Here is a 14,700-nt window from a genome sequence, read left to right as displayed (position 1 = left end):
CATCCTCATATAAGAGAGGATGTTTTTTGTTATTTATTTTCATCTAAGAATAAGACCATATGCTCTTCGTCCCAATATTGTCCGTTATATTTTAATGAACGTTCTTGTACACCGAATGTTTTAAATCCTAATGATTCATAAAGTTTTTTTGCTCCATCGTTGCCAACAACAACATCAAGCATAACTTGTTCTACTTCTAAAGATTTAGCAAGTTCAAGACATTCTTTAATAAGTGCTTTTCCTGCTCCAAGTCCGCGTGCTTTTGGAGACACATATACAGAACCGATTTTAGCTTTATGTTCTTGTTTTACATATGGTTTCGTTTCCAGTGTTGCAACCCCGATTAATTGTCCATCTTTAAATGCACCTAGCGTATAGTTTTCATCTTGTGCTAATTTTTGTGCTTTATATTCAATCGCACACTCTTTATTAATAATATCTTCATAAGAAGAGCTGAAAGCTTCAGGATTTTGCTTTAATCCTTCTACACGAAGTTCTAAGTAAATTTCAGCTTCGTCTTTTGTTAATACATGGATATCCAATTGTATCACCCTCCAAATCTTTGACAAATGTACCTTTATTTTATATTGAAATAAGAATAATTTCAAAAGCTTAGCTTATATGAGCTGATTTTATGACAAAATAACACCAGTAGTGTTTACTACTACTGGTGTTTTCACACGCATCTTATTCAAAAGGTAGCTCAATTATAAAGTTTGTTCCTGCTCCTAATTGGCTTGTTACTAGAATGGAACCGTTATGCAATTCTACAATTTCTTTTGCAACAGCTAACCCGATACCTTTTCCGCCAGTAGCTCTTGTTCTGGATTTATCAACACGATAAAAACGATCAAAAATATGGGGGATATCTTCTTCGGGAATACCTTCTCCTTCATCATCTACACTTATTGTAAAAGAATCTGTTTTCGCGAGTACACGTATCGTAATAGATGTGTTTTCTGGCGAATGTTGATAAGCATTGTGTAATAAATTTAACATAACTTGTTCCATACGTCTTTCGTCTATGCAAACTTCTAAATCATCTTTGCAATATACATGGAGTTGCATTTGTTTGTTAGTTAATGTTGTTTTTGTTTTTTCAACCATTCGTTCTAAAAATGGTTGAAGAATAACTTTTTGTTTTTTTATAACAAACTGATGTTGTTCTAATTGCACTAGCATAAATAAATCTTGGACGAGATCAGTTACACTATCTGTTTCATCCTCAATGATTTGTAAGTATTCTTCACGCTCTTCTTTCGTTAAAGAGTCTCTCTTTGCTACCTTCGCATAACCTTTCATATAGGTCAATGGAGTTAATAGCTCATGGGCAACACTAGCGAGAAATTCATTGCGTTCTTTTTTCATATAAGTCAGTTCACTAGATAAATCTTCAATCGTTTTTGCTAAACTTCCAAGTTCATCATTCCGTTTAATACCTAATTGAATTGGTGTATTTAATTTTGACATTTTTTCTGTTGCCCTCTTCATTTTTATAAGCGGTTCTGTAATAACACGAGAAAAAACAAAGACAGAAATAGTCGTTAAAATAATTGTCAAAACACTAATGATAAGAAATTGATTCATGAGTTTAAGTAACATATTTTCTAAGAAAGATGTCTTTAATAACATATACAACTTACCTTGAAATCCTTGAAGTTCCAGCGGGCTTACTGTTGAGATGAATTTTGATTTTTTCCAGTTTTTTTCATTGATTAATCCACCTTCTGGGATAGTCTCTGTTTTACAAGTAAGTTGTTTTTGCATTTCTTTTGTTACAGGTTCTGAGGTAGAAATAATTTTGCCGTTATTGTCCGTTATAATGATAGCTATATCAGAGTTAGCAATTAATTCTGATTCAACTAAGTGTTCAGCCGCAGTGTTGATATCAAACTCGGGGTACATAGCACGTTTAGGCCGTTTACTGTGTTCAGCGCTTTCCATGAGTTTCTTTTCTTTAGAATATACATCCCACTTCGCGCGTTTTTTAATAATTTTACTATAGCGATTTCCTTTCTCTAAAAGAGCAAGTGTTTCTTCCTCAATGCGCATTGTTGAAATGCTTTTGTAAAAAGATACAAAAGCAATTGTTTCAATACATAAAGCTAATATTAAAAAGTATGTCCCAACTTTAAGTGAAAGTTTACTCATTTTCTCACCATACCTTATTTCATATAAAGGGTCAGTGGTATACTATTGTCCACTGACCGAAGTAATTATTCACTTTTCCATTTATATCCGACTTTATAGACAGTTTCTAAGTAATCTTCAACAGGAAATCCTTTTTTGCGTAATTTATCGCGGATATTACGAATATGTGAATCGATTGTTCTATATTCAATGTCTGTTTCATAACCCCAAATTTTTTCGATTAAATCATCTCGGCTATAAGCACGGTTTGTATTTTGTAAAAATAGTCCAAGTAACGAAAACTCGATAGGTGTCAGGGAGATTTTTTCATTATAAACTGTGACAGTATGTTTCGTTTTATCCCACTCGATACCATTGAAGCTGACAAATCCATCTTTCTTTGTACGGCGTAATATAGCCTCGATTCTTGCGACTAATACATGCTCATCAAATGGTTTTGTAATATAGTCATCTGCGCCCATAGTGAGACCTTTCACCATATCGTAACTTTGATTGCGGGCTGTTAGCATAATAATTGGAACGTTGGAAATTTGACGAATTTGATAGCAAGCATCCCATCCATCCATATTCGGCATCATAACATCTAACAAAATAATATCGAAGTCTTTTTGTTCTATTAACTTTAGTGCTTCAAGGCCAGAGGTAGCTTTCATACAAAAATAGCCACGAGGACTTAAGAACAGATCTAATAATCGTAACATGCGTTCTTCATCGTCTACTAATAAAATTTTAACCATAATATTGTGCACCCCAAACTGTTCATTCTACTTGTATAGTTTACATGAAAAGAATAAAAAACTCTTTTTATGTGATTGAGTGGAAGAGTTATTTTTTCGCTCAGAGTAATTGACATAAAAAATGCACTAGTTTTGCACAACTATTTTTTATAATAGAAAACGTAGCGACACAAAATACCCTATGTTGCGACATAACGTCATGTCATTTTATTTATAAAATGACAATTCCATTCTATTGTGTATGTGAGATAGAGAGGGTTTTCGTATTCACCTCGCATCGGATAAGAAAAATTTCCTATCTCACACTTTTTTTAAAAGGAGACCATACACATGAATCCAAAAGAAGAAATTTCAAAAAAAGAAAAGCAAGATCGTAATACCGTTGTCATGTGCATTGCCGTATCTATGGTTATTATTATAAGTTGTGTAAATAAAATTTTGGGGATTTTATAATATAAAAAAAGCTTATTGCTTCTTAAGGAGCAATAAGCTTTTTTCATTATTAGGGGAATCGTTCTATATAATAAACCAAGGTAAAATTGCTAACCCAGAAGTTACAATTGCTGTAGTAAATATTAAAAGCATAGCTCGTTTGTTTTGTTTCATGTCACATTCTCCTCTACATATCAATTGAATGCTATACGTTCATTTCATGATCAGTTAAGGATGGATTTCCTCACTGAGTAAAGTTTTACTTTATATTTTTAGTATAATGAATGGAAAGGTTTGGTACGATCGATAAAGGTGACATGAAGATTACATTGTTGTAATGAAAAAAGCACCTTTTTTAATAAAAAGATGCTTTTGGGAAAATCCCCCACTGAGTAAAGTTTCACTTTATATTGAAGTATTAATCATTTAAGAACAGAACCATATGTTCCTCGTCCCAGTATTGACCGTTATGTTTTAATGAACGTTCTTGTACGCCGTAAGTTTGGAAACCTAATGATTCATATAATTTTTTGGCACCAGCGTTACCAACTACAACATCAAGCATAAGTTGTTCTACATGTAATGTATCGGCATTTTCAATAATTGATTTAATTAGAGCGCGTCCTGCTCCAAGGCCACGCGCTTTTGGGGAAACAAAAACGGAACCGATTTTTGCTTTATGTTCTTGTTTAATAAAAGGTTTTGTTTCTAAAGTAGCGATACCAATTAACTCGTTATCTTTGAAGGCACCTAGAGTATACTTATCCGGATTGCTTAATCGTTTTGCCATAGCAGCTACAGGATCTTCATGTTTAAGAACATCTTCATAAGAAGAGCTAAAAGCTTCCGGGTTCTTCGTTAAACCTTCCATACAAACTTTTAAATATATTTCTGCGTCCTCTGTTGTTAATAAGCGAATTTCCATCGTTGTAACCTCCCTGGTGGATTTCAAATAAATCCATTACTTTTATAAGATTGTGTATGCGTTTTGTTAGCAGTCTCTTTTAATTTGTAAAAGAATGAAAAGATATATGCTACAATGTTTGGTTTTTTAATATGTAATGAAATTATATATTAACTTTATTAACTATTCAAGCGTTTAATATATTACGTTTTTATAACTAAAATAACTCCTCGATCGAGGAGTTATTTTAGTTATTCGATTGATAACCATCAATTCGATGTGGATGTGTGTAAATATTGCAGGATTCATTTCTAATAAACCCTACGACTGTAATGCCTAAATCGTGAGCGAGTTGCAATGCTAGTTTTGTTGGAGCGGATTTAGATAGAACAATTTCACATCCGATTTTTGAGACTTTGAGTAAAATTTCGGATGAAATACGCCCGCTAAATGCGATGATTTTTCCTTTAACAGATATATCGTTGCGCAAACAATGACCATATATTTTATCTAATGCATTATGTCTTCCAATATCCATTCTTGATAGGAGGATATTGTTTCGATCACATAGCGCGGTATTGTGAACACCGCCGGTTTGGCGAAAGGTAGTGGAAGATTGTTGTAAAGTATTCATTAAGTAAAAGCATTCTTCAGGAGTAATTTTTACATGTATATCATGTAAATCTTTTGCTTTTGCTGCGTCGTTTACGAAAATAAAACCTTGTCTACCTTTTCCACAGCAAGAAGTGATGTATCGTTTATTATATAAAGTTTGATAGAGTGGATTTACTTTTGATGATGTTACATGGACAATTCCGTTATCTTTTTGAACCCATAGTTCTTCAACATCTTTATAGGAAGAAATAATTCCTTCAGAAATTAAAAAACCAATTACCATATCCTCAATATAATTTGGTGTGCATACGACTGTTACATATTCTTCACCATTTAATTTAATAGTAATAGGAGTTTCTGTAACAATCTCATCAAGTTGTTTTGAAAATGTACCAGATTGATAGCGTACAATTGTAGAAGTTTCTTGCGTTGGCCCCATATTAAATTCCCCTTTTATATGTATTTCTCTCCCATATTTATCATAAAACAATGGGAAAATAAAAAACACCTATTAGCAAGAAGATCTCAGATTATTTTGGTTATTATTGTATATGTACGATATAATAGAACTGTAGAATAGTGATATTTTCAAGCTTTCGTAGTTATACCTTATAACATCTAGAATCGACTTCATAAGAAAAGTATTTGGGCAGAGCGTTTCAAAAATATGTACAGTAATGCGATTTTGAAAACGGATTCATAATTGTATTGTACAGTTGGTTGTAAGGAGAGGGGAAACTATGGCAGAACAGACAGTCCGTGTAACCGTAGATGGTGAAGAATTTTCAGCATCAGGTGAAAAGACAATACTACAATTATTTAATGAGAGTAATTTGGAACATCCTCAAATTTGTCATGTACCAGAAGTAGATCCAATTCAAACTTGTGATACGTGTATTGTAGAAGTAGATGGGAAGTTAATGCGTGCTTGTTCAACGAAGCTCGAGAACGGTATGCATATCGAAAGACAGTCACAGCGTGCAAAAGAGGCGCAGACTGAGGCGATGGACCGAATATTAGAAAACCACTTATTGTATTGTACCGTATGTGATAACAATAACGGTAACTGTAAAGTCCATAATACAGTACATATGATGGGAATTGAAGAGCAGAAATATCCGTATGAGCCGAAAGTAAGTGCTTGTGAAGTGGATATGTCACATCCGTTTTATCGATATGATCCAAATCAATGTATTGCTTGTGGACAGTGTGTAGAAGTATGTCAAAACTTACAGGTTAATGAAACTATATCGATAGACTGGAGCTTAGATCGTCCGCGTGTTATATGGGACAATGGTGTAAGTATAAATGACTCATCTTGTGTGAGTTGTGGGCAGTGTGTAACAGTATGTCCGTGTAATGCGTTAATGGAAAAAACAATGCTAGGTGAAGCTGGATTCATGACAGGATTAAAACCAGATGTGTTAGATCCAATGATTGATTTTGTAAAGGATGTAGAGCCTGGATATAGTAGTATTTTAGCGGTTTCAGAAGTAGAGGCTGCAATGCGTAAGACGAAAGTTAATAAAACAAAAACTGTTTGTACATTTTGTGGTGTCGGTTGTTCATTCGAAGTATGGACGAAAGATCGCCATATATTAAAAGTGCAACCTGTTTCAGATGCACCAGTTAATGGCATTTCCACATGCGTAAAAGGTAAATTTGGATGGGACTTTGTAAATAGTGAAGATCGTATTACAAAGCCATTAATTCGTCAAGGAGATATGTTTGTTGAAGCCACTTGGGAAGAGGCTCTTGAAGTTGTTGCATCTAATATGCAGTATATTAAATCTGAATACGGCAGCGATGCATTTGGATTTATTTCTTCTTCGAAAGTAACGAATGAAGAAAACTATCTTATGCAAAAACTAGCTCGACAAATATATGGCACGAATAATGTGGACAATTGTTCTCGTTACTGTCAATCTCCAGCGACAGATGGTTTATTTAAAACTGTCGGTATGGGTGGGGATGCTGGAACAGTGAAAGATATAGCTGAAGCAGGTCTTGTTATTATCGTTGGTGCGAATCCAACAGAAGGACATCCTGTACTTGCTACGAGAGTAAAACGTGCTCATAAATTACACGAGCAAAAACTGATTGTAGCAGACCTTCGTAAACATGAAATGGCAGAGCGTGCGGATTTATTTATTCATCCGAGCCAAGGAACGGATTACGTATGGCTTGCTGGTATTACAAAATATATTATTGATCAAGATTGGCATGATAAAAAGTTCATAGCTGAAAACGTAAAGAATTTTGATGAATATAGCAAAATGGTAGAAAAATATACGCTGGACTATACAGAGAAAATTACAGGGATTTCGAAAGAAAATCTGAAAGAAATGGCTCGTATGGTATATGAAGCAGATGGTACTTGTATACTTTGGGGAATGGGTGTAACTCAAAATACAGGAGGGAGTACGACATCAGCAGCAATTTCAAATTTACTACTTGTTACGGGTAACTATCGTCGTCCTGGTGCAGGTGCATACCCATTACGAGGACATAATAACGTACAAGGTGCTTGTGATATGGCAACATTACCAAACTGGCTTCCAGGTTATCAAGCAGTATCAGATGATACGCTTCGTGCTAAGTTTGAAAAAGCATATGGTACAACTATTCCGAAAGCACCAGGATTAAATAATATCGCAATGTTACTTGCGGCAGAAGAAGGAAAACTACGTGGTATGTATGTCATGGGTGAAGAAATGGCTTTAGTCGATTCAAATGCGAACCATGTGCAACATATTTTAGCGAATTTAGACTTCCTCGTTGTTCAAGATATGTTCTTATCAAAAACAGCTCGTTTTGCTGATGTTATTTTACCAGCGGCACCAAGCTTAGAAAAAGAAGGAACGTTTACGAATACAGAACGCCGTATTCAAAGATTATATGAAGTGTTGAAACCGCTTGGTGATTCCAAGCCAGACTGGTGGATTTTACAAAAAGTTGCTCGTGCACTGGGCGGGGATTGGAATTACGAAAGTCCAAGTGAGATCATGGACGAAATCGCATCACTTGCACCGTTATACTCTCAAGCAACGTACGACCGTCTAGAAGGATGGAATAGTTTATGTTGGGGTAGTCATGATGGTAGCGATACACCGCTATTATATGTAGACGGATTTAACTTCCCAGATAAACTTGCTCGTTTATCATTAGATGAATGGGTACCGCCAGTTGTAGCACCAGATGAGTATGATTTACTTTTAAATAATGGACGCATGTTAGAACATTTCCATGAAGGGAATATGACGAATAAGTCGGCTGGTATTTTATCTAAAGTATCTGAAGTATTCGTTGAAATTTCACCAGAACTTGCTATAGAGCGCAATGTGAAAGATGGTGGTCTTGTGGAATTAGCATCACCATTTGGAAAAATTAAAGTACAAGCGCTTATTACTGATCGTGTAACGGGGAAAGAGTTATATTTACCAATGCATGCAACAGTAAATGAAGAGGCAATCAACATTTTAACTGGGACGGCAACAGACCTTTATACGTGTACACCAGCATATAAACAAACGATGGTGAAAATGCGTGTATTACGTGAAAAAGGAAATCGTCCGTTACCATCTTCAAACCCGCGAGATAAAAAGCGTAATCCGCAAAATGGTGTTGAAATCGAGCAAAAGTGGCAAAGAAAACAATACGTATCACTTGTGGACTAGGGGGCGGAGATAGTGGCGAAAGAAATTACGTTAATTAAAAAGAAAGTTGTAACAGAGGAAGAACAGAAACAGCAAGTAGCAGATGAACTTCTAAATGAGCTATCTAATAATCGTGAAGCAGTAGAAGAAACGATGCAGCTTCTAGCACAGTTGCAGAAGGCTGGTATTTTAGATGCGGCGATTAGTTTACTTGCTGCGAAGGAAGATGTTTCAAAAATCGCTGTGGAGCAATTAAATCGTGAACCAGTTAAAAATGCACTTAACAATATGATGGGTGCGGGGGAAGCATTATCCTCAGTTGATCCAGAAGTAACAAAGCAAATTACATCAAGTTTAGTTACTGGATTACAATTTGCAACAGATGAATTAAATAGTGGTAAAAAAACGAAGGTAATGGATTTCTTTAAAGTATTAAAAGATCCAGACATTAACAGAGCTATTACGTTTGGTTTTAGTTTCTTGAAAGCATTTGGGCAAGGACTAGAGAAAAAATAGAGCAGATGAAAGAAGTGATGGGAAGTAGCCATCACTTTTTTCATTGTATGTATAAGAGTGTTCATGTTAAGCGGAATATATTATTATTAAAAAGATGGATTAGAACTGGAAATGTGGAATCCATCTCAAATACCGTTTTAGAATGTGGAGGAATATATGCAACACCGTAAAAGACTATCTATACCAGGAGTAATGAGACATTCCTTTCAAACAGTTAAATTTGCTTTTTGGAATGTATTAACCTTTCAACTTGCTTATAAATTATTAGCAGCGATTGTATTTGTCCCGCTATTTGGGATCATTTTTAATAAGTTATTGTATTTTGGTGGTTATGCAAATGCGACGAATGATGAATTATTAGCGTTTTTAAAAACGCCATACGGCATTTTAGCAATTGTAATTTTGTCCTTGTTAGCACTGTTTCTTATCTTTACGGAATTTGCGGTGCTTATTATTATTTCATATTTCGCTCATAAAAGACAAAAGGTGAAATTACGTCCGATTTTATATAAAACCGTAACGTATTTACCTACTCTTTTCACATATTGCTTACCAGGATTTATTTTATATGCTGTCGTATTGTTACCTCTTTTAAATATGGGATATGAAACAGCATTAATACCGCAAATTCAAATTCCTAATTTTATTACAGGAGAACTGTTTAAGACAACGATGGGACAAGTTGGTTATTATACGTTCTTTGCTGTAATTGCGTATTTGAATCTTCGCTGGATCTTTGTTTTACCTATTGTCGTTTTAGAGCAAAAGCCGTTTCGCACAGCAGCGCGTAAAAGTGCAAAGTTAGTGAAAGAAAGCTTTTTTAAAGTACTGTTCTTTTTAGTAGGATTTTTTATTTCAATAGGAATTGTGTATGTTGTATTTTTAGGTATTTATTTATTGTGTTTATGGGGTGTTTATGAATTTACAAATCCGAAAGGAACATTTGCATTATTAGCTGAATCAACAATGTCTGTATTTTTAACGAGTACATTGTATTTATTTAGTTTTATCGTGACACCGTTTTATATTATGGCGATCACACGATTGTATTTACAAAAGGTTCCGATTGAAGATGTTTTATTAGAAGAAGGATTAGACTATTCAAAAACGAAAGCAGATAAATGTTTCTTCCAAAAACACCGTTGGAAATTTATTGGCGTATACATTGTAGGGATTATTACTGCAGGAATGGTCGTCGCCTTCATTGTAACGTTTATTTCAAATTCATATAAAGAACCAATTATTATGGCACACCGTGGGTATATTTCAAAAGGGGTAGAAAATACGAAAGAAGCTGTGCAAGGTGCTATTGATGCAAAAGCAGATTACGCTGAAATAGATGTATTACAAACAAAAGACGGTGAATTAGCGGTTATACATGATTTGAAGTTAAAACGCCTTGCAAATGCTAATGTGCATGTGTCAGATTTAACGATGGATGAGTTAAGGCAGCTTACTCTTAGTCAAGATGGACTTTCAGGACAAATAAGTACGCTTGATGAAATCATTAAGCTCTCAAAGGACAAAATTAAACTCAATATTGAAGTCAAACTTCATGGGGGCGAAAAAGATTTTGTAAACAAAGTATTAAAAACGATTAAAGATAATGAATTTGAGAAGCAATGTGTCATTCAAACGTTACACTACCCGCTTATAAAAGAGTTTAAGCGTGCAAATCCAAATATAAAAGTAGGATATATATTGTATGCAAGTAGAGCTCACTTAAAGAATGTGAAGGCTGATTTTTATGTAGCGGAAGAATACATGCTAAATAAGAAATTAGTAAAAGAAGCAAGGAAGTTAAACAAACCAATTTACGTATGGACGGTAAATGATATGGAAAGTTTAAAGGGATATTATAAGTTAAACGTAGATGGTATCATTACCGATTATCCGGAAGATGCACGCGAAACAATTAAGATGTTAAAAGAGCAAGAAGAGGAAGAAAGCGATCTGTTTGATAAAATTACTGAAACAACAGATGATTTATTTTCCAAATTATTTATAAGTTACCCAGCTGCTGGCTAAATGTCAGCAGCTGTTTTTTTATAAAAAGAATATATCTCTAAAGTATTGTGCGAAGTAATCACTGTATATGTATACGGCATCATTAGGGTTTCTTACATCGTTACATTATTGTCAAATAATAAATGATTACTACTTATTTTGAAGGAGTATAATAAAAATAGAGTGATAGATAATGAAATGGAACGAAGATGCTAATAGAATCAATGTTTTATATATTTACACTATTCTAAATATATAAACTTTAAAAAAATAGTATGTTAGCGTTTTCATAACTTTTAAGTTATGCTAGAATAAGGACATAAGTTATTAATTATTACAAAAAGAAAAAAGACTTTCTTTTTTCTGTTAATTATAAGGGGGCATTTCATTATGCGTATTGGGGTACCAGCAGAAATTAAAAACAACGAAAACCGTGTGGCAATGACACCAGCAGGTGTTGTACATTTAATTCGTAACAATCACGAAGTATTCATTCAAAAGGGTGCAGGTTTAGGATCTGGTTTCACAGATGCGCAGTATGTTGAAGCGGGAGCAAAAATTGTTGACACAGCTGAAGAAGCTTGGAACATGGAAATGGTTATGAAAGTTAAGGAACCGGTTGAAAGCGAATACAAACACTTCAGCGAAGGTTTAATCTTATTCACATACTTACACTTAGCTCCAGAACCAGAATTAACAAAAGCGTTAATTGAGAAGAAAGTTGTTGCGATTGCATACGAAACAGTACAATTAGAAAACCGTTCTCTACCATTACTTGCACCTATGAGTGAAGTAGCTGGTCGTATGGCTGCACAAATTGGTGCACAATTCCTTGAGAAAAACAAAGGCGGTAAAGGTATCTTACTTGCAGGTGTTCCAGGGGTTAAACGTGGTAAAGTAACAATCATCGGTGGTGGACAAGCTGGTACAAATGCTGCTAAAATTGCAGTTGGACTAGGTGCGGATGTAACAATCATCGACTTAAGTGCAGAACGTCTTCGTCAATTAGATGACATTTTCGGAAACCAAGTAAAAACTTTAATGTCTAATCCTTACAATATTGCAGAAGCTGTAAAAGAGTCTGATCTTGTAATCGGTGCAGTATTAATCCCAGGTGCAAAAGCGCCAAAACTTGTAACAGAAGAAATGATTCAATCAATGGAACCAGGTTCTGTTGTTGTAGATATCGCGATTGACCAAGGTGGTATTTTCGAAACAACTGACCGTATTACAACTCATGATAACCCAACTTACGAAAAACACGGCGTTGTTCATTATGCAGTTGCAAACATGCCAGGTGCGGTTCCACGTACATCAACTCTTGCATTAACAAACGTAACAGTACCATATGCAGTACAAATTGCTAACAAAGGCTACAAAGAAGCTTGCCTAGGCAACTCTGCATTACTAAAAGGTATTAACACATTAGATGGCTATGTAACATTCGAAGCAGTTGCAGAAGCTCACGGTGTAGAGTACAAAGGTGCTAAAGAATTATTAGAAGCAGAAACAGTATCTTGCTAATAGAAGCATTATACAAAACAAAATCGAACAATATATAAACCAACATGATAAGAGCTAAGAGTGAAGATCTCTTAGCTCTTCTTGGCAAAAGGGGGCATACATCGTGGCCAACCTATTTAAAAAGAAATCCGTTACGCAATTGTTAGGGGAAAGTAAAAGTAAAACTTTAACGAAAACGCTAGGGGCATTCGACCTAACAATGCTAGGGATTGGTGCGATAATCGGTACAGGAGTTCTAGTATTAACAGGATTAGTAGCAGCAAGAGATGCTGGTCCAGCAGTTATTTTTTCATTCATGATAGCAGCGATTGTTTGTGGATTTGCAGCATTATGTTACGCAGAGGTCGCTTCTACACTTCCTGTTTCAGGTAGTGTGTACACATACTCATATGCAACAATTGGTGAGTTTGTAGCTCATTTAATGGGATGGACATTACTATCCGTATATGTTGTAACAACTGCCGCAGTAGCTGGTGGATGGACTGGTTATTTCCATAACTTAGTGAGTGGATTGGGACTTGAAATTCCAAAAGCGTTGTTAACGATTCCAGCGCAAGGTGGTATGGTAAACTTACCGGCAGTTATCGTTACGTTAGTAATAACTTGGTTATTATCACGAGGTACGAAAGAAAGTAAGCGTGTGAATAACATAATGGTATTAATTAAAATTGGTATTGTTGTTTTATTCATTGCTGTTGGTGTATTCTACGTGAAACCAGAAAACTGGATACCATTTGCACCATATGGCTTAAGTGGAGTCTTTGCCGGAGGAGCAGCAGTATTCTTCGCTTTCTTAGGATTTGATGCATTAGCAACTTCTGCTGAAGAAGTAAAAAATCCGCAACGTGATCTACCGATTGGTATTATTGCTTCGTTAGTTATTTGTACAATCATTTATGTTGTAGTTTGTCTTGTTATGACAGGTATGGTTTCTTACAAGGAATTAGATGTACCTGAAGCTATGGCTTATGTACTTGAAGTTGTAGGACAAGATAAAGTGGCTGGTGTAATTGCTATTGGAGCTGTAATTGGTATTATGGCTGTAATTTTCGCGTACATCTATGCTACGACACGCGTATTCTTCGCTATGAGTCGTGACGGTTTATTACCAAAATCTTTCGCGAAAATTAACAAGAAGACTGAAGCGCCAACATTTTCAGTTTGGTTAACAGGAATTGGTAGTGCTTTAATTGCTGGATTTATCGATTTAAAAGAATTGTCAAATTTAGCGAATATTGGAGCGTTATTAACATTCGCCATGGTTGGTGTAACTGTTATCATTCTTCGTAAAACGCATCCGAAATTACAACGTGGATTTATGGTACCACTTGTACCAATCTTGCCGATTATTTCAGTTGCATGTTGTCTATTCTTAATGGTAAACCTACCATTAAAAACATGGATATACTTCGGTGTTTGGTTAGCAATCGGAGTAGTTGTATACTTTGTTTATTCGAAAAAACATAGTCATTTAAAAGACGATGGAAGTTCGCAGGATAATTTAGAACAAGCTAATTAAAAGGGATATAAGTATAGTAAGCCTTGTGCGTCTAGGGAACGCGCAAGGCTTTTTTCTTTTGTGCAAAATGTATATCCTTTTTTCGTATGAGAATGTAATGGATGCGGAAAATATGTGTACGTCTTATTAAAATGTGAACAAAATGTTCGAAAAAATGTATGAGATTTCATTGACACATATGAATAGACGCTCATATAATAAGAGTATAAGATATATGAATGATTGTTCATATGTTCAAATGAAGAGGTGAGCTATAATGGCTGTAAATAAAGTAGAAACACCACAAGAGACATGTTCTCAAACGATAATTCATGAAGAAGTTGTTGATCAAGTAAAACAAACAATTCCAACTGATGAAAGTTTAAGTAAAGTAGCGGAATTATTTAAAGTATTAGGTGATCGTACACGTACGAGAATATTACATGCATTATTTGAAGCTGAAATGTGTGTTTGTGATTTAGCGTATTTATTAGGAATGACACAATCATCTATTTCACATCAGCTTCGTGTGTTAAAGCAAGCGAAACTTGTAAAGAATCGTAAAGAAGGAAAGGTCGTTTATTATTCGTTAGCTGACCAGCACGTAATTCATATCTTCGAGCAAGCGTTTGAACACGTAAACGAGGAAGAATAAAAAGA

General features: G+C 34.9%; 12 protein-coding genes. 7 read left to right on the top strand and 5 right to left on the bottom strand.

Features of this window, described 5'->3' with window-relative positions; genetic code table 11:
- Positions 1-29: 29 nt before the first annotated feature.
- The 3 genes from ACUN28_RS26560 to ACUN28_RS26550 all read right to left on the bottom strand — a co-directional run bounded on the left by ACUN28_RS26560 (position 30) and on the right by ACUN28_RS26550 (position 2,888).
- Positions 30-542, bottom strand: coding sequence for a GNAT family N-acetyltransferase (locus ACUN28_RS26560; RefSeq protein WP_000351216.1), 513 nt, complete (start codon positions 540-542; stop codon positions 30-32).
- A gap of 145 nt (positions 543-687) precedes the next feature.
- Positions 688-2,151 carry a sensor histidine kinase gene (locus ACUN28_RS26555; protein WP_016089367.1) on the bottom strand — a complete coding sequence of 488 codons (1,464 nt, stop codon included), beginning with the start codon at positions 2,149-2,151 and terminating at the stop codon, positions 688-690.
- A 65-nt stretch (positions 2,152-2,216) separates the two neighbouring features.
- Positions 2,217-2,888, bottom strand: a complete 672-nt coding sequence (locus ACUN28_RS26550) for a response regulator transcription factor (RefSeq protein ID WP_033660248.1) — start codon at positions 2,886-2,888, stop codon at positions 2,217-2,219.
- Positions 2,889-3,218: 330 nt separating this feature from the next.
- Between ACUN28_RS26550 and ACUN28_RS26545 the strand changes: the two genes are divergently transcribed.
- Positions 3,219-3,341 carry a hypothetical protein gene (locus tag ACUN28_RS26545; protein WP_001068388.1) on the top strand — a complete coding sequence of 41 codons (123 nt, stop codon included), beginning with the start codon at positions 3,219-3,221 and terminating at the stop codon, positions 3,339-3,341.
- Between the two features lie 397 nt (positions 3,342-3,738).
- On the opposite strand, the gene ACUN28_RS26540 is transcribed toward ACUN28_RS26545, so the two are convergent.
- Both ACUN28_RS26540 and fdhD read right to left on the bottom strand, forming a co-directional pair.
- On the bottom strand, positions 3,739-4,245 hold the full coding sequence (locus ACUN28_RS26540; RefSeq protein WP_016089365.1) for a GNAT family N-acetyltransferase: 507 nt from the start codon (positions 4,243-4,245) through the stop codon (positions 3,739-3,741).
- Between the two features lie 226 nt (positions 4,246-4,471).
- The gene (gene fdhD / locus ACUN28_RS26535) at positions 4,472-5,278 is read right to left on the bottom strand and encodes a formate dehydrogenase accessory sulfurtransferase FdhD (RefSeq protein WP_016089364.1); all 807 of its coding nucleotides are present in this window, start codon (positions 5,276-5,278) and stop codon (positions 4,472-4,474) included.
- Positions 5,279-5,579: 301 nt separating this feature from the next.
- On the opposite strand from fdhD, the gene fdhF reads away from it, so the two are divergent.
- From fdhF to ACUN28_RS26505, 6 genes are all read left to right on the top strand, one after another.
- Positions 5,580-8,516, top strand: a complete 2,937-nt coding sequence (fdhF, locus tag ACUN28_RS26530) for a formate dehydrogenase subunit alpha (protein WP_016089363.1) — start codon at positions 5,580-5,582, stop codon at positions 8,514-8,516.
- Between the two features lie 12 nt (positions 8,517-8,528).
- Positions 8,529-9,011: a DUF1641 domain-containing protein gene (locus tag ACUN28_RS26525; protein WP_001040529.1), complete on the top strand. Its 483-nt coding sequence runs from the start codon at positions 8,529-8,531 to the stop codon at positions 9,009-9,011.
- A gap of 156 nt (positions 9,012-9,167) precedes the next feature.
- Positions 9,168-11,039, top strand: a complete 1,872-nt coding sequence (locus tag ACUN28_RS26520; RefSeq protein WP_016089362.1) for a glycerophosphodiester phosphodiesterase — start codon at positions 9,168-9,170, stop codon at positions 11,037-11,039.
- A 369-nt stretch (positions 11,040-11,408) separates the two neighbouring features.
- Complete coding sequence (gene ald, locus ACUN28_RS26515; RefSeq protein WP_001219749.1) at positions 11,409-12,542, top strand: alanine dehydrogenase; 1,134 nt, start codon at positions 11,409-11,411, stop codon at positions 12,540-12,542.
- Between the two features lie 103 nt (positions 12,543-12,645).
- Positions 12,646-14,061, top strand: a complete 1,416-nt coding sequence (locus tag ACUN28_RS26510) for an amino acid permease (RefSeq protein ID WP_001284886.1) — start codon at positions 12,646-12,648, stop codon at positions 14,059-14,061.
- 256 nt (positions 14,062-14,317) lie between these two features.
- Entirely contained in the window at positions 14,318-14,695 is a 378-nt protein-coding gene (locus tag ACUN28_RS26505) for an ArsR/SmtB family transcription factor (RefSeq protein WP_000290207.1), read from the top strand.
- Positions 14,696-14,700: the final 5 nt, after the last annotated feature.

It is taken from the genome of Bacillus sp. WC2507, from assembly GCF_052656125.1.
The sequence above is the reverse complement of the archived record's forward strand: the minus strand, read 5'-3'. Positions and strand labels throughout refer to the sequence as shown.